The organism is Fredinandcohnia quinoae, assembly GCF_022427965.1.
GTDB classification, from domain to species: Bacteria; Bacillota; Bacilli; order Bacillales; family Bacillaceae_L; genus Ferdinandcohnia; species Ferdinandcohnia quinoae.
Genome location: NZ_JAKTTI010000009.1, coordinates 13,979 through 34,089, shown reverse-complemented (window position 1 = coordinate 34,089; position 20,111 = coordinate 13,979). Strand labels below are relative to the sequence as shown.

At 37.9% G+C, this 20,111-nt stretch carries 20 protein-coding genes and 1 riboswitch; of the genes, 14 read left to right on the top strand and 6 right to left on the bottom strand.

Annotated features, from left to right (window positions below; genetic code table 11):
- Positions 1-78 precede the first annotated feature (78 nt).
- Both MJG50_RS07950 and MJG50_RS07945 read left to right on the top strand, forming a co-directional pair.
- Positions 79-417, top strand: a complete 339-nt coding sequence (locus MJG50_RS07950; RefSeq protein WP_240254414.1) for a zinc ribbon domain-containing protein YjdM — start codon at positions 79-81, stop codon at positions 415-417.
- Positions 418-506: 89 nt separating this feature from the next.
- Positions 507-1,058 carry a DJ-1/PfpI family protein gene (locus MJG50_RS07945; protein WP_240254412.1) on the top strand — a complete coding sequence of 184 codons (552 nt, stop codon included), beginning with the start codon at positions 507-509 and terminating at the stop codon, positions 1,056-1,058.
- Between the two features lie 50 nt (positions 1,059-1,108).
- On the opposite strand, the gene MJG50_RS07940 is transcribed toward MJG50_RS07945, so the two are convergent.
- Together MJG50_RS07940 and MJG50_RS07935 are read right to left on the bottom strand one after the other, a co-directional pair.
- Positions 1,109-2,674 (bottom strand): Vga family ABC-F type ribosomal protection protein, encoded by a 1,566-nt coding sequence (locus MJG50_RS07940; protein WP_240254410.1) that lies wholly within the window; start codon positions 2,672-2,674, stop codon positions 1,109-1,111.
- 327 nt (positions 2,675-3,001) lie between these two features.
- The gene (locus tag MJG50_RS07935; RefSeq protein WP_240254408.1) at positions 3,002-4,201 is read right to left on the bottom strand and encodes an iron-containing alcohol dehydrogenase; all 1,200 of its coding nucleotides are present in this window, start codon (positions 4,199-4,201) and stop codon (positions 3,002-3,004) included.
- Positions 4,202-4,326: 125 nt separating this feature from the next.
- Here MJG50_RS07935 and MJG50_RS07930 point away from each other — a divergent pair, with 125 nt between their 5' ends.
- The 3 genes from MJG50_RS07930 to MJG50_RS07920 are packed head-to-tail and all read left to right on the top strand — an operon-like array spanning position 4,327 to position 6,569.
- Entirely contained in the window at positions 4,327-5,106 is a 780-nt protein-coding gene (locus MJG50_RS07930) for an ABC transporter ATP-binding protein (protein ID WP_240254406.1), read from the top strand.
- 23 nt (positions 5,107-5,129) lie between these two features.
- Positions 5,130-5,840, top strand: a complete 711-nt coding sequence (locus tag MJG50_RS07925; RefSeq protein ID WP_240254611.1) for a metallophosphoesterase family protein — start codon at positions 5,130-5,132, stop codon at positions 5,838-5,840.
- A 9-nt stretch (positions 5,841-5,849) separates the two neighbouring features.
- Entirely contained in the window at positions 5,850-6,569 is a 720-nt protein-coding gene (locus MJG50_RS07920; protein ID WP_240254404.1) for an AAA family ATPase, read from the top strand.
- A gap of 45 nt (positions 6,570-6,614) precedes the next feature.
- Here MJG50_RS07920 and MJG50_RS07915 read toward each other — a convergent pair whose 3' ends face one another.
- Positions 6,615-7,508: a DNA glycosylase gene (locus MJG50_RS07915; RefSeq protein ID WP_240254402.1), complete on the bottom strand. Its 894-nt coding sequence runs from the start codon at positions 7,506-7,508 to the stop codon at positions 6,615-6,617.
- Between the two features lie 162 nt (positions 7,509-7,670).
- On the opposite strand from MJG50_RS07915, the gene MJG50_RS07910 reads away from it, so the two are divergent.
- From MJG50_RS07910 to MJG50_RS07900, 3 genes are read left to right on the top strand one after another with little or no spacing between them, the layout of a single operon-like run.
- Positions 7,671-8,249, top strand: coding sequence for a bifunctional transcriptional activator/DNA repair enzyme AdaA (locus MJG50_RS07910; protein WP_240254609.1), 579 nt, complete (start codon positions 7,671-7,673; stop codon positions 8,247-8,249).
- Positions 8,242-8,766 carry a methylated-DNA--[protein]-cysteine S-methyltransferase gene (locus MJG50_RS07905; RefSeq protein ID WP_275695540.1) on the top strand — a complete coding sequence of 175 codons (525 nt, stop codon included), beginning with the start codon at positions 8,242-8,244 and terminating at the stop codon, positions 8,764-8,766. Before MJG50_RS07910 ends, MJG50_RS07905 begins: the two co-directional genes overlap by 8 nt.
- A 12-nt stretch (positions 8,767-8,778) precedes the next feature.
- Complete coding sequence (locus MJG50_RS07900) at positions 8,779-9,597, top strand: SPL family radical SAM protein (protein WP_240254398.1); 819 nt, start codon at positions 8,779-8,781, stop codon at positions 9,595-9,597.
- Between the two features lie 347 nt (positions 9,598-9,944).
- Here the strand turns inward: MJG50_RS07900 and MJG50_RS07895 are convergent, their stop codons facing one another.
- Positions 9,945-10,859 carry a nuclease-related domain-containing protein gene (locus tag MJG50_RS07895; RefSeq protein WP_240254396.1) on the bottom strand — a complete coding sequence of 305 codons (915 nt, stop codon included), beginning with the start codon at positions 10,857-10,859 and terminating at the stop codon, positions 9,945-9,947.
- A gap of 129 nt (positions 10,860-10,988) precedes the next feature.
- Here MJG50_RS07895 and ybaK point away from each other — a divergent pair, with 129 nt between their 5' ends.
- Entirely contained in the window at positions 10,989-11,468 is a 480-nt protein-coding gene (ybaK, locus tag MJG50_RS07890; RefSeq protein WP_240254394.1) for a Cys-tRNA(Pro) deacylase, read from the top strand.
- A gap of 26 nt (positions 11,469-11,494) precedes the next feature.
- On the opposite strand, the gene MJG50_RS07885 is transcribed toward ybaK, so the two are convergent.
- Positions 11,495-12,541: a lactonase family protein gene (locus MJG50_RS07885; protein ID WP_240254392.1), complete on the bottom strand. Its 1,047-nt coding sequence runs from the start codon at positions 12,539-12,541 to the stop codon at positions 11,495-11,497.
- A 129-nt stretch (positions 12,542-12,670) separates the two neighbouring features.
- On the opposite strand from MJG50_RS07885, the gene MJG50_RS07880 reads away from it, so the two are divergent.
- The 3 genes from MJG50_RS07880 (at position 12,671) to MJG50_RS07870 (ending at position 14,977) form a co-directional block, all read left to right on the top strand.
- A complete protein-coding gene (locus MJG50_RS07880) occupies positions 12,671-13,213 on the top strand; it encodes an undecaprenyl-diphosphatase (RefSeq protein ID WP_240254390.1) in 543 nt (180 codons plus the stop codon).
- A 97-nt stretch (positions 13,214-13,310) separates the two neighbouring features.
- Complete coding sequence (locus tag MJG50_RS07875; protein ID WP_240254388.1) at positions 13,311-14,009, top strand: response regulator transcription factor; 699 nt, start codon at positions 13,311-13,313, stop codon at positions 14,007-14,009.
- Positions 14,006-14,977 (top strand): sensor histidine kinase, encoded by a 972-nt coding sequence (locus MJG50_RS07870; protein ID WP_240254386.1) that lies wholly within the window; start codon positions 14,006-14,008, stop codon positions 14,975-14,977. Before MJG50_RS07875 ends, MJG50_RS07870 begins: the two co-directional genes overlap by 4 nt.
- A 40-nt stretch (positions 14,978-15,017) precedes the next feature.
- Here MJG50_RS07870 and MJG50_RS07865 read toward each other — a convergent pair whose 3' ends face one another.
- Positions 15,018-16,469: an amino acid permease gene (locus MJG50_RS07865; protein ID WP_240254384.1), complete on the bottom strand. Its 1,452-nt coding sequence runs from the start codon at positions 16,467-16,469 to the stop codon at positions 15,018-15,020.
- A 98-nt stretch (positions 16,470-16,567) separates the two neighbouring features.
- Positions 16,568-16,745: riboswitch (Lysine riboswitch) on the bottom strand.
- 234 nt (positions 16,746-16,979) lie between these two features.
- On the opposite strand from MJG50_RS07865, the gene MJG50_RS07860 reads away from it, so the two are divergent.
- On the top strand, positions 16,980-17,750 hold the full coding sequence (locus MJG50_RS07860; RefSeq protein WP_240254382.1) for an ABC transporter ATP-binding protein: 771 nt from the start codon (positions 16,980-16,982) through the stop codon (positions 17,748-17,750).
- Entirely contained in the window at positions 17,725-19,638 is a 1,914-nt protein-coding gene (locus MJG50_RS07855) for an ABC transporter permease (protein ID WP_240254374.1), read from the top strand. The genes MJG50_RS07860 and MJG50_RS07855 overlap by 26 nt, the downstream gene beginning before the upstream one ends.
- Positions 19,639-20,111 lie beyond the last annotated feature (473 nt).

Here is a 20,111-nt window from a genome sequence, read left to right as displayed (position 1 = left end):
TGGATAATCTTTGGTGTTTTTGTTATTTTATGTAAAATTAAACACACCAAGATTAAGTATGAATGGAGGTAATGAATGATGGGAAGTTTGCCAAATTGTCCAAAATGTAATTCTGAATACACATACGAGGATGGTAGTTTATTAGTTTGTCCAGAATGTGCACATGAGTGGTCGGTGGAATCAGTAAGTGAAGAGAGTGAAGAAAAAATTACGAAAGATGCTTACGGAAATGTATTAAATGACGGTGATACGATTACTGTTATAAAAGATTTAAAAGTAAAAGGAAGTTCCAAAGTTGTCAAAGTTGGGACAAAGGTTAAAGGTATACGTTTGGTAGAAGGTGATCATGATATAGATTGTAAGATTGATGGTTTTGGTGCCATGCAATTAAAATCCGAATTTGTTAAAAAGGCATAAATTATTTTTGAATGAAAGAGGAAATTAATTATCAGATAGTGAATATATAAGTATAGGCATGGCCTTAGTTTTGAGAGGAGGAAGTTGAAATGTCAAAAAAAGTGTTGCTTTTAGCAGGGGATGCTGTGGAGGCATTAGAAATCTATTATCCATATTTTCGCTGTCTTGAAGAAGGGTTTGACGTACAAATAGCTGCTCCATCAAAGAAACAATTGCAAACAGTGGTACATGATTTTATTGGTTGGGATACATATACGGAAAGCAAAGGATACTTGATTGAATCCAATGTAGCGTTCGAAGATGTGAATCCGGAAGAATATGATGGGTTAATTATTCCCGGAGGAAGAGCACCAGAATACATTCGCTTAAACGAAAATGTCCCTAGAATTGTTGCGCACTTCTTCGAGGCAAATAAACCAGTTGGTGCCATTTGCCATGCAAGTCTTATCTTAACAACGGTACGCCAATACATGGAAGGTCGCGAACTAACTGCTTATATCGCATGTAAGCCAGATGTTGAAGCGGCGGGTGCAACATATATCGAAAATCACCTTCATGTAGAAGGAAATCTAGTTTCCGGTCATGCTTGGCCAGACCTACCAGGCTTTATGAGGGAAATTATTAAGCAATTGAATCAATAATTATTTATGAAGGGCATGCTCAAATGGTGCATGCCCTTTCTGTTATCTAGTTACTTATTTAATTTCCGTTTTTCCGCAAGTAGTTTTTGAAATTCCATCTCTAACTCCTCAGACGGTTCAATGCTTAACCTACTTAGGACTTCTGAAATTTTCATTTCTAATACGAGTCGAAGATCTTCTTCTGTATCACGACTTTCCTGTGGTTCGTAAGTCTGATATTCTTTATACGTACCATTAAAAACGTCTATTTCTTTATCATTAATAGCCAAAATTCTATTCGCAATATTGCTGATAAAACGTCTATCATGAGATACGAAAAGGATGGTACCTTCATAATCTTTTAGTAGGGATTCTAATGCTTCAACCGCTTCAATATCAAGGAAATTCGTTGGTTCATCTAAAATTAATGTATTAATATCGCTAACGAAAAGCTTTGCTAATGCGACTTTTACTCGTTCGCCACCACTTAGAACTCCAACTAGTTTATAAACATCTTCCCTAAAAAAGTGCAGCCTAGCAAGCACCGTACGGATAAATGTTTCATCTTGTTTTGATGTCGAACTAACATTTTCTAAAATTGATGTTTCAGTATTTAAAATATTGATGTTTTGACTGAAGTAGCCGATTTTCATTGATGGGGATATTGAAATACCCTCTTCTTGTTCCAAGATTCTTTTGATGAGTGTTGTTTTGCCACTTCCATTTGGTCCGATAATCGCAAGCTTATCCCCACCACGAACATGAAAGCTTATTGGCTTCCAAAGCGTCCGGTCACCAATTTCGCCAGGTAAATTCTCTGCACGAAGTACAATTTTTCCTTTGAAGGAATCCTCATTCGGCAGTTTCATTTTGATTGGAGCGATTTCTTTTGGTCGTTCAACTTTCTCTAGCTTTTCTAATCTCGTTTCAATCGCCTTTGCAGTTTGCTGAAGCTTTTTTTGTTTCTTTGCAAAATATGGCTTAGCTCCAGTTATCCTTGCTTCTGAATTACTTACTCTTTTGGGTGCCTTTGTTGCTCTTTCAGCTTTCTTTTCTTTTAATTTCATGGCATCCTCGAGCTGTCGTTTCTTTTTCTCATATTTTTCAAAAGCCATTTCAGCTTGTTGACGCTCTATTGCTTTTTGTTGTTCATAATCGGAATAATTCCCTTTATACTCTAAAAGTTTTCCATCATTGATTTCCCATATCTTTGTGCAAAGAGTATCCAGAAAAGTACGGTCATGCGAAACAATCACAAGGGCGCCTTGCCAATTGATTAGCTTCTTTTCCAGCCATTCAATATGATTGGTGTCTAAATGAGTGGTAGGCTCATCAGCAAATAATAATTCGGGATCCTTAATAAGTACATCATTAATATATTCCTGTGTGACCTCCCCACCACTTTTAGTTGTTGATGTTCTTTTAAGCTGTGGTAAAAGTTCATGCTTTGCATATGCAACAATTGTTCCGCTTTCTGGACGTTTCTTTCCGGCTAACGTGTTTAGCAGGGTTGTTTTACCACTACCATTTTTACCGACTAACCCTACTCGATCATCCTTTTCTATTTGTAATTTTTCAATATCAAATAATAACCGATCGGCAATAAACACTTTTAAGCTGTTTGCTTCTAATAACATACATAATCATCCCCATTTTTAAGAAATTTGGAGACAAAAAAAGCCTCCTATCTATATTCAGAATAGGAGGCATAAATAGGTGTATACCAAAAAGAGACTACCCCTTTCTGGTTCCAACTATAGAAGTCCTATCCTATTCTGAAAACGCTAATTGAAGGCATGATAAAATAAGCAGGAGATATACACTGCATAAGATTCCTTCAATTGCTTGTTTTCGAAAAATAGGATTAAAACTTCATCTAATTGGGTCACCCTTTCCGTTATTAATTAATCTAACAATAAAATAATCAAGACGAACTGTCAAGGATTCGGTAGTCCTATTCTACCTTATTCCTTAATAAGTTGATAAAGCTGGAACATATCATCTTTAGAAAAAATCATTGGAACTGGGTAAAGAGGATTAGCTTCCTTCAACGCCCTCTCGACCATTGTTGGAATATCCTGTTCTTCAATGCCCTTCACCTTTTTCGGAATGTTCATCCGTTCATTTAAATCTTTAATTGCTATAATAAATTTCTTTGCCTTTTGTTCATTTGTATCTGTAGGGTTGCAAATCCCGACTTGATCCGCTAATTCAGATAAAGGTTGATAAACGGTGTCTCCGTAATATTCAAGTACATAAGGTAAAATAATTGCATTTGCTAGTCCATGTGGTACGGAGTAAAATCCGCCAAGTGTATGGGCAATTGCGTGGACGTTGCCTACATATGCCCGGGTGAATGCAACCCCACCTAAATAAGCCGCTTTTTGCATATTTGCACGCGCTTTTAGATTATTCCCATTTGAATAAGCCTCATAAATATTTTCGAAAATTAATTTCACAGCATCTAAGCTGCACTGCACCGTTTCTTTTGTGTTGCTTTTTCCGATATACGCTTCAACAGCATGTGTCAAAGCATCCATGCCAGTTGTTGACGTAATATGGGGAGGTAGATTCATAGTAAGAATTGGATCAAGAACGGCATAGTCTGGAATTAGTGAAGTGTCTAAAATCGCATATTTTTCATGTGTCTCGCTGTCAGAAACGACGGTAGCAATTGTCGTCTCGCTCCCTGTACCAGCTGTTGTCGGAATCGCAAACAGTGTAGGAATCCTTTTCCTAATCTTCAAGACACCTTTCATTTGAGGAATTCGTTTAGTTGGTCTTGCAACCCGGGCACCAACGCCTTTTGCACAGTCCATTGGTGAACCGCCACCAAAGGCAACTATTCCTTGACAGTTGTTGACCCGATACATTGCTAGTGCTTCTTCAATATTATCAATTGTTGGGTTGGGTACTGTCTGATCATAGATAACAAACTTTATATCTTCAGCATTTAAGCCTTTAAGGAATGGTTCCATTAAACCAATGGAGGTAATCCCTTTATCAGTTACAATTAATACATGGTGAATGTCTTTGCTTTTTATAAGTTTAGGCAAGTGAAGTAAGCTATTTTCTCCTTCCAATATTTCGGGTTTGCGCCAAGGAAGGAACGGTGTGACCATTCTAAATACACTTTGATAGGCCCGACAATATAACTGGTACATAATATGACCTCCACTTATTTGAGAGTATTCGGGGATAAAATGAATTTTTTGATTAATACCAATAGTGTAACATTTGTGTGGTAGAATTGGTTAAAAATAATATTACTCAAATAGGGGGGATACGATTGGAGTACATCATTGATCTTGAAAATGTAACCTGGGAAAGGGGAAATCGGACTTTACTAAAAAATGTGGACTGGCAGGTGAAAAAGGGAGAACACTGGGCATTACTAGGATTGAACGGTTCAGGTAAGACGTCTCTACTGAATATCATTAATGGATACGAATGGCCAACAATTGGTACAGTTCACGTGCTCGGTAATCGGTTCGGTGCTACAAATGTACCAGAGCTAAGAAAATCAATTGGTTGGGTAAGCTCGTCGTTACAGGAGAAAATTTATAAAACTGACCTCACTCAAGCTGTAGTTATTAGTGGAAAACATGCATCAATCGGATTGTATGAATCTGTTTCTAAAGAGGATCTTACACGGGCTCTTGAAATGATGGAAATAATGGGCTGCCAGTATCTCGTGAATCGTGTTTACGATACGTGTTCACAAGGTGAGAAGCAGAAGATTTTAATTGCTAGAGCGTTAATGGCGAATCCTCAAATTCTAATTTTAGATGAACCATGTAATGGGCTTGATATTTTTTCACGTGAGAAATTACTTAATAGTATCAATGATTTAGCTTGTCTATCAGGTGGGCCAACTCTTATTTATGTGACCCACCATATTGAAGAAATATCACAAGTATTTCAAAAGATGTTATTACTTCGTCGTGGAGAGGTGTATACTTCAGGCAGGACAATAGATGTATTAAATGAAGAAGCTCTCTCTTCCTTTTTTGAGTATCCAGTATCCGTTGAACAACGAGATGAACGATACTCAATTCAATTAAAATAGGAAAAAAGAAGGTAGGTTTTATGGTGCAAAGAACGCTAATAATTAGTGATATTCATGGCGATATTAATAAATTTGAGCAATTACTAGAGAGTGTTAACTATGATTCTAAGAATGATCAATTAATTTTGCTAGGTGATTATGTAGATCGGGGTCCAAATGCAAAAGCAGTTATTGATAAGGTAATAAAATTGAAAGAGCGTGGCGCACGGGTGTTAAAGGGCAATCATGAGGATATGATGATTAAGGCTTTAACCTCTGATGAAGAAAAGTTTTGGAATCACTGGGTTGTAAGAAATGGTGGGGATAAAACATTGTCTAGCTATGGATTTTCAGAGAAGGATCTTTTAGTAGACGAAGAGGCATTTCAAAAGCCAAGCTTAGAATCTGATGAGTTGAAACGGCACTTAAAGTTTATTCAGGACCTTGAGCATTATATTGAAACTGATGATTATATTTTTGTCCATGCTGGTGTGGAACCAGAAGTTCCAGTATGCGAATCAGACCCATATAAATTAATATGGATACGTGATGAGTTTCATAAGGGGTACAAGGGAGTAAAAATTGTGGTATTTGGACATACTCCAACATCACTTTTGTATAAGGAACAAGGAAAATGTGATGTGTTTTTTGGGGTAAATCGTATTATCGGGATTGATGGGGGTGCTGTGTACGGCGGCCAGCTTAATTGTTTGGAGCTGCCCAGTCAGAAGGTATATTCAGTAAAGGATTTGTAGGTGAGAGACATGTTTCTAAAAAGAATTACTTTTTTGCGTGAAGATGTTCAGGATTATCATGAATACCCATTCTCCATCCCTTCTATTAGTAATTTGCACCATCTTGATATCGATAATAAGGTCACTTTTTTTGTTGGAGAAAATGGCTCTGGAAAGTCTACTTTATTAGAGGCGATTGCAGATAAATGCGAATTTAACACAGCGGGTGGCAGTCGAAATAATAGTTATGATGTTCATGCGGCAGGTTCAGCACTAGGCGATTATATTCGACTTTCGTGGATGCCGAAGATTACGAATGGCTTTTTTCTAAGAGCAGAGTCGTTTTATCATTTTGTTTCACATATTGATGAGGTGGATCTAACTGGATTTAGAGATTATGGCGGTCGTTCTTTACATGAGCAGTCCCATGGGGAGTCGTTTTTGTCTCTCTTTTTGAATCGCTTCAAAGGCAGTGCCATCTATTTATTGGATGAGCCAGAGGCAGCATTATCCCCGCAACGTCAATTGTCTTTTTTACGAATCATCCATGATTTAACAGAAAGTGGAGATTGTCAATTTATTATTGCGACCCACTCTCCAATACTATTAGGGTATCCAGGGGCAACGATATTAAGCTTTGATGATGGTCGGATTGCTGAAGTTAATTATGAAGAAACCGACCACTATCGAATTACGAAATATTTTTTGCAGCATCGAGAGAAGTTTTTGAAGGATATATTGGAGGAATGAATCCGTGGTAGGCCGCTCTTATTCATGATAAGAACGGCTTTTTTGTTAATATAGTAGTCTCCACAAATAAAAGGTAGCGTAAGATTTCCAGTTCTTCCATGGGATAGAGAGTTCTTGAATTTCAGCCTTCGTTGGCTTCCGATCCATATTTTTTAATGCTTTGATAGAATTGATAAGACCAACATCATCGATTGGAAACGCATTTGGAAAGCGAAGACAGCGCATGAGAACATAATTGGCAGTCCATGGGCCGATACCGCGAATTTTGATTAGGGACTTTTCTGCTTGTTGAAAGTTCATATCCATTAACTTTTCTTTTGATAATTCACCACTTGCCATTAATTGAGCAAGTCCAATGATATATTCACTCTTTTTTACAGTCATTTTAATATTAGATAGATCAGCAGGAGTTAATTGCGCGATTTTCTGGTAGGTTGGAAAAATCCAATATTTTGTACCTTTCCATTCAATGGAATCTCCGAATGCTTCAACAAATTGCCGCTTTAAGGTATATGCAAATGGAAGGTTAATCTGCTGACCTAGAACCCCCCAACACAAAGCCTCAAATAGATCGGGAATCCCAAGAAGTCTTAGCCCATAGAATTGCTGCGCTGGGATTTTTAAAAGAGGATCCGAATTTGCCATCTTATAAAAAGGAGTTAAATCACGATCAAGGTCAAACCACTCTCGGATGTATTTTACAATCGCTTCATGCTGTAGATCATTAGGAGGTTCACCTATAAATGAAATATTCATATGCGTTTTATTTATGGCTTGAACTTGTAACAAGGTCTGAACTCCGTTGATATCTAGAGCGCGTGTAATGACATCATTCTCTATCTCATACATACATTCATTACTGGACCTAGCTAAATATCCAAGATTGGCATTCATATCGAACTCTTCTGGTAGTGTTATTTTACTATTTTGTAAGACCATTTTTCACACTCCTCCCTTTTCTATAGTTTACCATTTTAAAAATGTTTTAATCTTGCTCTTTTACTTTGAAGGTGGGTTTCAATATCTTGCTTTTATAGTTTGAGAATGGTTTCAATGAGACAGTTGCGAGTTATAATAATTGTTGAGGTGAGTGTAATGGAGATGGAGACCGACCGAACGTTGATGACAGATGAAAAATGGGAAGCCATTATTAGTAATGATGCTTCCTACAATGGTGAATTTTTTTATGCTGTAAAAACGACAGGTATCTTTTGCAAACCGTCATGTAAGTCACGTGTGCCAAAGCGCGATAATGTTCGTATATTTCAACATGCAGAGCAAGCATTGGCTGAACAATTTCGACCTTGTAAACGGTGCAAACCAACAAATGAACGATTACCTGATCATGAGTGGATAGCAGTAGTTACGAAATATATCGATAAGAATTTCAATGAAAAATTAACGTTAGAGTTTTTGGCGGAAGTAAGTCATGGGAGCCCATACCATTTACATCGAACTTTTAAAAGAATCACAGGGCAGACGCCGGTTGAGTATATACAAGGGATTAGGATTGGACATGCAAAGGAATTATTGATTCAGACTGATCGAGCAACTTCAGAAATTGCCCTATCGGTGGGTCTGCAAAATGTGCCTTATTTTATCACATTATTTAAAAAGAAAACGGGATATACACCATTGGAATTTCGAAGGATATATGAGGAGGGTGCTAGAAATGGGTAAGCCAATAATTTATTGGACATTGTTGAATTTTAAGGAATGGAAGATGTATCTAGCTGCCACGACGAAGGGGCTCTGCTATGTGGGATCACAGAATGGGGATTATGAGGAACTTGTGGCATGGGCTGGGAAGCGATTCTCTGGTAGTTCACTAGTTGAAGATAAGGAAAAGCTACAAGTATATGTGGATGAAATTATTGAATATCTTGAGGGAGAACGAATGAGCTTTTCTATTCCTTTTGATTACAATGGGACAGAGTTTCAGCTTGCCGTGTGGAGCGCTCTTTGTGAAATTCCATATGGGGAAACGCGAGTCTATTCAGATATCGCTAAGTTAATTGAAAGGCCAGCCGCAGTAAGGGCTGTAGGTGCTGCAATTGGGGCAAATCCAATATTAATTACAGTGCCATGTCACCGAGTGGTAGGAAAGAATGGCAAGTTAACAGGATATCGGGGCGGATTGGAAATGAAGACACGGCTGCTGGAGCTTGAACAGAAAGACAGAGATCAAGGAGAATGAAGGGGAGATTTCATGAAGTGTGAATTATTCTACAAATATCCCAAAACAATGCTTAATAAAGGTACTGGTTTCCTTTCCGGCTATACTCATTCTTTGAATCCATATACAGGGTGCACGTTTGGCTGTTCGTACTGCTATGTTCGTCAAATGCCAGTATCACTCTTTCGTGAGGGGGAGTGGGGAGAGTGGGTTGATGTTAAAAGTGGAGCAGCAGAAGTACTTGATAAGGAGTTGAATAGGGCTAAAACAAAGGGAAAGGTTGCTATTTTTATGTCTTCCAGCACGGATCCGTATCAACCGATTGAATTTCAGGAGAAGGTGACTCGCTCACTGTTAGAAGTCATGGTTGAAAATCCCCCAAACTTTTTACTTGTTCAGACAAGAAGTCCCTTAGTTAGCAGAGATATAGATCTGTTGCAGCATTTAGGTAAGGGGGTACGAATTAGTATGACAATAGAAACAGATTTGGAAACAATTCGAAAGCAATTTACCCCGGGAGCACCTCCTATTCAGGCAAGAATGAAAACCCTTGAAGAGTTGGCGAGAGCGGGTATTCCAACTCAAGTTGCAGTGGCACCCATTTTACCGAGTAGTGAACATTTTGCTGAGAAACTAAAGTCGGTTGTTGATCGAGTGTGTCTTGATGACTTTTTTATGGGGGATGGAAGTGGGGGTAAGAGAACAAAGAGACTTGGGATTGAAACGAAATTTTTAGAACTTGGATTGCAAGAATGGTATGGGCCAACGGCATTTGAAAGAGTGTTTGAAAGGTTTGCTTCGGTTTTTTCTGAAGATGAGATTTTTGTGAGTAAAGAGGGATTTGAGGAATAGGAATTTTGAGAAAAACGAAAGGGTAAATGTAGCTGGTATGGTTGGAAAAAGATGTTGAGTGGTAACCATAGGGAATGAATGGATCCCGTTGAGTAGGAAAAATGGTTCGAACGGTAACCATAGGGCCTGAATGGATCCGGTTGAGCTTGAAAATGAGCTCGAGCGGTAACCATAGAGCCTGAATGGATCCCAGTTGAGCTAGTAAAAGAGCTCGAGCGGTAACCATAGAGCCCGAATGGATCCCGTCGAGTCGAAAAAAGAGCCCGAGCGGTAACCATAGAGCATGAATGGCCCCCGTCGAGTCAGTAAAAGAACTTGAGTAGTATTATTCATACCACCCACCTAGCCTACTTTTTTATGGCATAAACAAAGTGAGAGGACTTACCATGGCCCAGTCTTACGAAATCCCTCATCAACACCCGCCTTATCGTCTTCTTTGAAGGTATCACCTGACACCAATCCTGAATATGATTAGTAGTTATTCGCATATCAGGAAAAAGAAGATTAAATTCCGACACATTACGAATAATCGCGGAATCAACATCCTCCTTGCAACCACAGGACCCACAGATTATTTCATTTCCCTCAAGAGACATAAATGCCTCACATGATGTACACACAATTCCTTTCTCAAGGTGGTCATATTCATATGTCAACACACGTTCATACTGAGATTTATGTAGACGTCTCTCTACTAGTTTTTCAGCAAGTGCAGTGTGTTTTTGATTTAGTGTGCATGGGATCAACTTGAGTTTTTGCAAGAAGCGATTAAGCTGGGTAGGAAATATAATAGATTGGTTTCGTGGGGCTTGATATAAGGTGAACTCAGGATTGACGAAGACAAGGTATGCTTCGACTACAAGAGTGGAACCTAATTCTTGGAGTAGGCGCCGAAGAAGGGATTTGCTTCGTTTTAATTGAAGGAGGGGGTCCTTAATTTCAGTAGATGCTATGTACCAGTTGTCATTCTCAATATAATAATCGCCTTCAAAAGTTTTGACTTCAAAAAGATAGACTGTTTTTTGTGAAAGAAGTAAAAAGTCAATTTGGAATTGATTGTTGGAGCATTCTAGCAATAAGTCGTGTAAAACAATCCAATTACCTGACTGATTCTCTAGCATTGATGCAAAAAGCTGTTCACCTTCGTAACCCTTTTTTAGGTTTAAAAAATTTTGTTTTTCCTTTAGTGGTAAATTCATGCGGGAGTTCAAACTTTTAAGGAGAGATAAATCTGCAGGTTCACAAAGTAGTTTGTAAAACATTTCCCACTTCCTTTCTGTATTTTGTTAATCTAATGGTATGAAAGATTAACTAATTTTACAAGCTGAAAATTGTAACGTATTCAAAATAAGTGGTATCATTTCACATAATAATTGAAGGGGGAGTTCACTATGGGTGGCAAAATAAGCAAAACAAATGCAATGAGAATTCTTGATAGTAAGAAGATTGATTATGATATTTTGACATATGATGCGAATGATGGAAAGATAGATGGCATTGCTGTGGCAGGCAAAATTGAAAGACCGGTAGAAGCTGTGTATAAGACATTGGTAACTTATCACTCGAATAACCTCTTCGTTTTTGTCATACCAGTAGCTGAAGAGCTCGATTTGAAAAAGGCGGCAAAGGCAGCGGGTGAGAAGAAACTAGAAATGTTGCCAGTAAAGGACATTCTAAAGTGGACTGGGTATATTCGAGGTGGCTGTTCCCCTGTTGGCATGAAAAAGGTCTACCCAACTTTTATCGAGAATCAGGCAACCCATCTTGAAAAAATAATTGTTAGTGCCGGGAAGATTGGTATGCAGATTGAAATAGGACCTCAGCAACTAGCAGATGTGATTGAGGCGCAGTTTGTGGAGCTAATTAAATAGTCCCTGGATCACCAGGGACTACAATTTTAACGTAAGAATTTAATACATACAGGTGCTGGCACTGGAATATCTGATTTGATAACTTCTAGCTTGCCTGACTCCTCATCACGTGAATACAACACAAGATTATTCGATTCTTGATTGGAGCCAATGATAAATTTTTCAGTCGGGTCCAACATGAAATCTCTTGGCCAATCGCCTTCAGAAGAACTGATTTCAACGAGACTCAATTCACCGGAACCCTGATTAACGCTAAAAATGGCAATGCTGTTGTGACCACGATTACCCGCATACACGAACTTACCATCTGAAGAAATATGAATAGCACTTCCTTGGTTGTTTTCTGTAAAATCTGCCGGGATTGTTGAGATTGTTTGTAGTTCTGTTAAGCTTCCATCCTCAGATTGATAGGTAAAAACGATTACTTCTGAGCTAAACTCAGTCATGAGATATGCAATCTGCCCATTCGGGTGGAATGTAAGATGGCGTGGCCCACTACCAGGTTTGACTGAAACACTAGAAACTTCTTGTAAAGCCCCATCATGCAGTTCATATGTAATCACTTTATCAATTCCAAGGTCTACAGCTACAACATATTTTTCATCTGGAGTTGGCGATATATAATGAGTATGTGGTTTTTCTTGTCTCTCATCCGGGCCTGAACCAGTATGTTGAATTGTCGAAATTGTTGAATCAAGTGAACCATTCGCGGGATTAATCAAATATGAATCGACTGTTCCTCGATGGTAGTTTGCACTAAAAACGTAGTTCAACGAACGATCAGTGCTCACGTGACATGGAGAAGGACCTGCTGATAATTGCTTATTTAATGGCTCCAAATTACCCGTCTGACCATTAATTGAAAACGCTGCAACACCACCCAATTCGCCTTCCTTCGCAACAGCATACAGATTACGATTGTCATCACTGATTGTTACATAAGTAGGATTATCTAGTTTTGCAACTGCTTTGATATTCGTAATCTCAGACTTTTCAGTGTCTAATGTGAACGAATAGATGCCTTCACTATCACCTTTCGTATAGGTACCAATGTATCCAATGAATTGTCCCAAAAAAATCCCTCCGTTAAATATGGTATAATCATTTACTCTACCATATCATTTTTAAAAATATCTTACAAAATTGTAATACATGAAGTTTTAAAAAATATTGTAAAATTCAACAATAAGGGGGGAATTATGTTGAACATTTCTGAAATGAATGTATCCTTATTTCGAATGATTAATGACTTGGGGAAGGAATTTACTTTTTTAAATCCAATTTTTATATTTATTGCGCAATATACAATATATCTGTTGATAGCAGTTGTACTATTCTTTTTGATAAAAAAAGAAAGACGTATGATATTTAGTGCAGTTATCTCATTAATTATCGCTGAAATAGGAGCTAGATTGGTAGGTTTGCTCCATTCTAATAATCAGCCATTTGCCGAACTAGATAATGTGAATCAATTGGTTGAAAAAGCGGTTGATAATTCTTTTCCGAGTGATCACACGATCATCTTCTTTGCACTTTGCTTTACATTTTTCCTGTTTAAAAAGGGATTCTGGTGGATCATTCTGGCCCTCTTTGTAGGAATCTCACGCATTTGGGTAGGGGTTCATTATCCAGCAGATGTGATTGTTGGAGCAATACTTGCGATTGGTTCATCTTTACTGATATACAAAATTATTCAAAAAACGCAAAACAAAGTACAAGTGAAAAATAAATCAGAGAACTTCTAGATTGATCAACTTTAGAGCTTGATCAGTCTTTTTTTCACTTCTTTTATAACGACCATATGTTTTGCTACAATAAAAGTAGTGTGAGAGGAGGATTTTGATGTTCAACATTTTTATTATTGAAGATGATAAACAGCTTGTTCGTTTACTAGAAGAGCATTTACATAAATTTGGTTATGAAACAAAGTCCGTTAGTGATTTTGAGAAGGTATTATTAGAATTTGAACAATTTGCCCCACAGCTTGTCCTGCTTGACGTGAATTTACCCAAATTTGATGGGTATTATTGGTGCCGCCAAATCCGAAGTAAATCAACTTGTCCTATTTTATTTATTTCAGCAAGGGATGGAAAAATGGATCAAGTGATGGCGCTTGAAAATGGTGCAGATGATTATATTACAAAACCTTTCGATTATGAAATTGTCACGGCGAAGATCAACAGCCAGTTACGTCGAGCATATGGGGACTATGCGGGTTCTACTACTCATTCTGTTGCGGTTAATGGGCTAACCCTTGACATCGAACGACTTAACTTAACACTAAATGGAACAACCATTGACCTTAGTCATACTGAAGCAAAAATTTTAGATGAATTAATGAAAAAGGTAGATCGTGTCGTTAGTCGTGATCGTTTGCTTGAAAAAATATGGGATGATCAAGCGTTTGTTGACGATAATACATTAAATGTATATGTAACACGTGTTCGGAAGAAATTAGATGCTTTACAGATTAATAACGCCATTCAAACGATTCGTGGTCAAGGATATCGGCTAGTGTCGATGTGGGAGAGTGGAGAATGAGGCTTTTCTTACGGGACCAACTGCCACTGATCTTTATATATATGACTCAATTACTAGTTATTATTTCAATATACTGGCTTGATGGGTACCAGAATATAGCGATAAGTATTTATGCTTGCGTATTAAGTACATGTTTATTGATTGGCTATCTTTTATTACGTTATTATAAAAATCGTTCATTTTATAAACGACTTGAAAAACCACTTCCATCTATGGATGATTTTAGTGATATCACTGTACATTCCCCGTTATCAGAGGGATTACAGCAACTTCTGAAAAGTCAATTTCAACATTATCGGACGGATTTGCATAATTATAAATATCGGCTGGAAGAGCATATTCAGTTCATCAATCAATGGGTTCATCAAATGAAGACCCCAATATCGGTTATTCATTTGATCATTCAAGATGAGGATGAGCCAAACAATACAGCGATTGGTGATGAATTAGACCGATTAAAAAAAGGGCTAGAAATGGTGTTATATACAGCTCGTTTGGATACATTTGATCGTGATTTCCATGTAGAGACATTAGATTTAGAAAAAGTAGTAAGGAATGCTACATCTAGTCAAAAGCGATTATTTATTCGCAAACGAGTTTTTCCATCTATCCAATTCGAGGGCAAAATACCGATTGCCTCAGATGAAAAATGGCTTTCTTTTGTATTCACACAGATCATTACGAATGCCGTTCGATATACGATAGAAGAAAATCGGAAAGTTTATTTTAACGGATATATTTATGGAAGGAACAAAGTATTAGAGATTCGGGATGAAGGTGTTGGTATTCCAATCAGTGATTTACCACGTGTTTTTGATCCTTATTTCACAGGTGGGAATGGTCGTGTTTTTCAAGAGTCCACCGGTATGGGCTTGCACCTTGTGAAGCAAATTTGCGAAAAACTTGGCCATCGAATCGAGATTGAATCCGAGGTGAATAAAGGGACAACGGTCAGAATTATTTTTTAGAAAAAAAAGCAGGGAGCTTAAATTGTTCCCTGCTGCCTTCTCATGCTTCTTTATTAAAATCACATTCACTTAGTGGTATAACCTTTGTTTTATGTTTTACCTTATAGCCTAGCCAAATAAAGATGAAGAGAGGTAAGCCGATATAAGAGGCAAAGATACTGCTCCACTCGATATTTCCAGTAATGAAAGATTGAATGTTTTGACCTAAGATAATGAAAATACATAATCCCAAAGCAAGTAATGGTCCAAGTGGGAACCATTTTGCCCGATATGGAAGATCTGCTAATTTACCACCTTGTGCAACATAGGCTCGACGAAAGCGATAATGGCTGATTGCGATTCCGAGCCATGTTATAAAGCCTGCCATTCCAGAGGCATTTAATAACCAAATATATACTTTTCCGTCACCGAAAAAGGTTGTTAAAAATGCAAGTGAACCTACTAAAGTTGTTACGATTAATGCGTTAACAGGTACACCTCTTTTATCTAACTTCCCTAAGAATTTTGGAGCTTTACCGTCACGTGCTAAATCCCAAAGCATTCTTGTTGATGCATACATTCCAGAGTTACCAGCAGATAATACGGATGTTAAAATGATTGCATTCATAACAGAAGCGGCAAAAGCAAACCCTGCTCGTTCAAAAACAAGGGTGAACGGACTAACAGTTACAGCATCACTTAATAATCGGTCATCTGTATAAGGAAGGATTAAACCAATGATAAAGATTGCTAATATATAAAATAAAAGAATCCGCCAAAAGACAGAATTTATTGCCTTTGGAATTGTTTTTTCCGGATCTTTACTTTCCCCTGCAGCTACTCCTAGTAATTCAGTACCTTGGAAAGAGAAGCCTGCTGCCATAAATACCCCTAGGATTGCAAAGAATCCCCCGTTAAATGGAGCATCTCCAATAGTGAAATTTGAAAATCCAATTGGGTCACCGCCCATTATTCCAATTATCATCAGGAAGCCTGTGATAATAAATATAATGACAGTTACAACCTTAATTAATGCAAACCAAAATTCTGCTTCTCCAAATCCTTTGGCTGATAAGTAGTTGAAGCCGAACATGATTGCTAGAGCAAGCCCACTCCAAATGAATGAATGGCTATTCGGGAACCAGAATTTCATAATAAGTACAACTGCAGCGAGCTCGGCAGCAATCGTAATAGCCCAGTTATACCAATAGTTCCAGCCAATTGCAAAGCCAAAGGCTGGGTCTACAAATTTTGTTGCATACACTTTGAATGAGCCTGCTACTGGCATGTATGCGGCCATCTCAGCAAGACTGGTCATTAAGAAATAAACCATAACCCCTACAGCTGCATAGGCAAGTAGAGCCCCACCAGGACCAGCGCTATGAATTGCACCGCCGCTTGCCAGAAATATTCCGGTGCCAATTGATCCTCCTAGTGAAATCATCATAAGATGACGAGCTTTTAATGTTCTTTTTAATTGAGATGTTTCGGATGAAGTTGATGTTTTTGTCATGGTTGTCCACTCCCTTATTCTCTTGGAGGATACGTAGGCTAAATAAAAAACAGCCATCGAAGAAGATCGACGGCTGTATATAAAGTCCGAGTAATCCTTCCGAAGATAGCTCTCCACGTCAATGACGTGACAGTGGTGTTTCTATTCGAATACACCCCCAGCATGGATAATCAATGAATAATCCAAACTTCGGCAACTTATCCTTTTAATTGGGGTCATAGACTTCACTGAATCTTACCCAATCTACTATTATAAGCTGCGGCCTCTATCCCATCGGTAAATGGGAATATTTAATTGATATTAAAATTATAGTAAAATATCATCGGTGAAGCAATGGGAAAAACTGTTAGGTGATCATTTGATATTTTGCATGGATAGAAATATCTCAGCAGCTTGAAGTTTTCGATAGTGAATCTTACAAAAGTGTAAGCTAACTGTAAGTATATAAAATGGCTGTAACAGTTAATTCTAGATAGAATGTAGATACAAATGGAATAGGGAGTGAAGAAAATGTCGATCTTGGATGTGAGACATCTTGAAAAGATATATGAAGGGAAAATTTCCTATAAGGCATTAGATGCAATTAATTTCTCTATCGAAAAGGGAGAATTTGTAGGGATTATGGGTCCATCAGGGAGTGGGAAGACAACACTCTTGAATTTAATCTCAACAATTGATCGACCTACTTCGGGTGAAGTTTTTATTAATGGTAAAAATCCACATGTTTTAAATAGAAAGCAGACTGCTTTATTTAGACGACATGAACTGGGGTTTGTTTTTCAAAATTTTAATTTGCTGGATACGTTAACTGTTGAAGAAAATATTGTTCTTCCGTTAACTTTGGATGGAGTAAGTGTTCGTGAGATGGATAATAAACTACTAAATGTTACAAAAAAACTTGGAATTGACCAGCTATTGAAAAAGCGAACATATGAAATATCTGGTGGGCAAATGCAGCGTACAGCGATTGCTCGTGCCATTATTCATGGTCCTTCCTTAATATTAGCAGATGAACCAACTGGAAATTTGGACTCAAAATCATCAAAGGATGTCATGGAGACCTTTTCAACGATTAATGAGGAAGATGGTTCAACGGTATTAATGGTTACACATGATGCGGTTGCTGCCAGCTATTGTCACCGCGTTATTTTTATTAAAGATGGGCAACTTTACAATGAAATTTACCGTGGAGATAACCGCCAAGCTTTCTTCCAAAAGATTATTGATATGCTTGCATTACTAGGAGGGGATAGCCGTGACCTTTCCGCAGTTCGTTTATAGAAATGTTGTTCGTAATAAACGAACGTATGCTGCTTATTTTTTGAGTAGTGCATTTTCCGTATTAATCTTTTTCGTGTATGCTCTGTTTATTTTTCATCCTGATATAGAGAATGGTGTAACGGCTGCTATGGCTATCCAATTAATGTCTGCAGCTGAAGTGATTATGTATGTGTTTGCCTTCTTTTTTGTGCTCTATTCTGTTAGTACCTTTTTAAAATCCCGAAAGCGTGAATTTGGAATTTTAATGATGCATGGAATGACAAAGAATCAATTAAATGTGATGGTCTTTTTAGAGAATATGTTAATTGGAATTGGGGCCATTATCGTTGGAATTGGCTTTGGGCTTATTACAGGAAAACTATTCTTGATGATTGGCTCAAATATGATTGGAATTGATCCACTCCCGTTTTACTTTTCGAAAAAGGCATTCTTACTGACTACATGTGCATTCTTGTTTTTGTTTTTCTGCATTTCATTATTTACTGCAGCACTTGTAAGGGTAAATAAGTTAATTGATTTATTTAAGTCGGGAGAGAAACCAAAAAAGGAACCGAAAGTATCAATTTTACTTTCACTTTTTTCAGCGGTATTACTCGTTTCTGGGTATTATTTAGCTGCAACATCTACAATGCAGAATTTAATGTTCAGGATGTTGCCAGTAATCGCAATGACAATAGTTGGGACGTACTTTTTCTATACACAATTATCTGTGTTCATCATGAAGTTGCTTCAAAAGAATCGATATTTATTTTGGAATAAAACGAACTTAATTACAATTTCAAATCTAGCATACCGTTTGAAGGATAATGCCCGGATGTTTTTTATGGTAACAATCGTGTCAACAGTAGCTTTTTGTGCTGTAGGAACGCTAGCTTCAATGAATGTAATGAACAAGCAGTTTGATACAGATTACCCAGCCGAAGTGAGTTATATGGCATTGGATGAAGAACCTGCGCACCAACAAAATTTACAGCAAATCGAACAAGAATTAAAAGACAGGAAAATTGAATATACTTCAAATCAAGTTCAAATTAAAATTGCGGAAGTCGCTTCAACAACATTAGATGTGCCTTATCCACCTGAACAATTGGCGATTCTCTCTTTTTCTAATTACGAAAAAATAGTGAAAGCAGCAGGATTTGATTTAAAGGAAAAACCGTTGGTGGGGAATGAAAGTCTGTCCATGAAAACATCATCTCTTGAAATGTATAGACAAGTAGGTTATACGTTGAAACAGGACGGTTTGGAACTAACTCCTAGAGCATCAACAGAAAATATTGTTTTTCCATTCCAACTTATCCTTGATGAGGGACTTGTTGTTAGCGATGAATTTTTTGAAAAGCTAGTAACTGTGAAAACAAGCACGTTTACCGGCTTCTATACAGATAATCTCAAGGATACATCGGGGCTGGGAGAAAACTTAGTAGAAGAGGGTCTCTCATATCCAACGAAAGAAAGCCCACACTATATTATGGCTGTGAGTGGAACACTATACGATAGTGCGATGAGCATGTATAAGATGATGTTATTTGTAGCACTCCTCGTAGGCGCAGTATTTTTCATCGCAGCAGGCAGCTTTTTATATTTCAGATTATATGCTGATTTAGAGTATGATACACGCCAATATTTAACGATTACAAAGGTTGGCTTGACCGATCAGGAATTGAATAAAATTGTAACTCAACAACTTGCTTTATTGTTCTTTGTGCCAATTGTGGTTGCATTTGTTCATAGTGCATTTGCATTCATGGCGCTACAGAGCTTTTTCCCAATATCAATTGCAATTGAGGTCATTGTAGTGCTCGCAGGGTTCTTAGTTGCTCAACTTATCTATTTCTTCCTCATTCGCTATCGTTATTTGAGGAACTTGAAGCGGGCGTTAGTTTAAATTGATATATGAACACCAGTGTGGATGTGTGCACTGGTGTTTTTGATTTTTGGAAATGTTGAGTGGATATTTGTGATGCATAGCTCTAATTTTTCCAATGGGTGATACGGATCGTGTTGTTGCACCTCAGTGACCCCTAGTTTTTCCCAACTGGTGATGTGAATCGTGTTGTTGCACCTCGCGTGCCCCTAATTTTTCCCAACTGGTGATACGAATCCCGCCGTTGCACCTCACAGACCCCTAGTTTTTCCCAACTGCTGATGCGGATCCCGCCGTTGCGCCTCACGCGCCCCTAGTTTTTCCCAACTGGTGATGTGAATCGTGTCGTTGCCCCCCACGCACCCCTAGTTTTTCCCAACTGGTGATGCGAATCGTGTTGTTGCGCCTCATAGAACCCTAGTTTTTCCCAATTGGTGATGTGAATCAAGTCGTTGCGCCTCACAGAACCCTAGATTTTCCCAACTGGTGATACG

Bases quoted from the DNA above. Each gene is read 5' to 3' on its own strand.
- MJG50_RS07920 (WP_240254404.1), top strand. From the start codon at position 5,850: ATGTTTCTAAAAAGAATTACTTTTTTGCGTGAAGATGTTCAGGATTAT.
- MJG50_RS07935 (WP_240254408.1), bottom strand. From the start codon at position 4,201: ATGTACCAGTTATATTGTCGGGCCTATCAAAGTGTATTTAGAATGGTC.
- MJG50_RS07865 (WP_240254384.1), bottom strand. From the start codon at position 16,469: ATGACAAAAACATCAACTTCATCCGAAACATCTCAATTAAAAAGAACA.
- MJG50_RS07915 (WP_240254402.1), bottom strand. From the start codon at position 7,508: ATGGTCTTACAAAATAGTAAAATAACACTACCAGAAGAGTTCGATATG.
- MJG50_RS07940 (WP_240254410.1), bottom strand. From the start codon at position 2,674: ATGTTATTAGAAGCAAACAGCTTAAAAGTGTTTATTGCCGATCGGTTA.
- MJG50_RS07910 (WP_240254609.1), top strand. From the start codon at position 7,671: ATGGAGACCGACCGAACGTTGATGACAGATGAAAAATGGGAAGCCATT.
- MJG50_RS07945 (WP_240254412.1), top strand. From the start codon at position 507: ATGTCAAAAAAAGTGTTGCTTTTAGCAGGGGATGCTGTGGAGGCATTA.
- MJG50_RS07905 (WP_275695540.1), top strand. From the start codon at position 8,242: ATGGGTAAGCCAATAATTTATTGGACATTGTTGAATTTTAAGGAATGG.
- MJG50_RS07900 (WP_240254398.1), top strand. From the start codon at position 8,779: ATGAAGTGTGAATTATTCTACAAATATCCCAAAACAATGCTTAATAAA.
- MJG50_RS07950 (WP_240254414.1), top strand. From the start codon at position 79: ATGGGAAGTTTGCCAAATTGTCCAAAATGTAATTCTGAATACACATAC.
- MJG50_RS07895 (WP_240254396.1), bottom strand. From the start codon at position 10,859: ATGTTTTACAAACTACTTTGTGAACCTGCAGATTTATCTCTCCTTAAA.
- ybaK (WP_240254394.1), top strand. From the start codon at position 10,989: ATGGGTGGCAAAATAAGCAAAACAAATGCAATGAGAATTCTTGATAGT.
- MJG50_RS07860 (WP_240254382.1), top strand. From the start codon at position 16,980: ATGTCGATCTTGGATGTGAGACATCTTGAAAAGATATATGAAGGGAAA.
- MJG50_RS07870 (WP_240254386.1), top strand. From the start codon at position 14,006: ATGAGGCTTTTCTTACGGGACCAACTGCCACTGATCTTTATATATATG.
- MJG50_RS07875 (WP_240254388.1), top strand. From the start codon at position 13,311: ATGTTCAACATTTTTATTATTGAAGATGATAAACAGCTTGTTCGTTTA.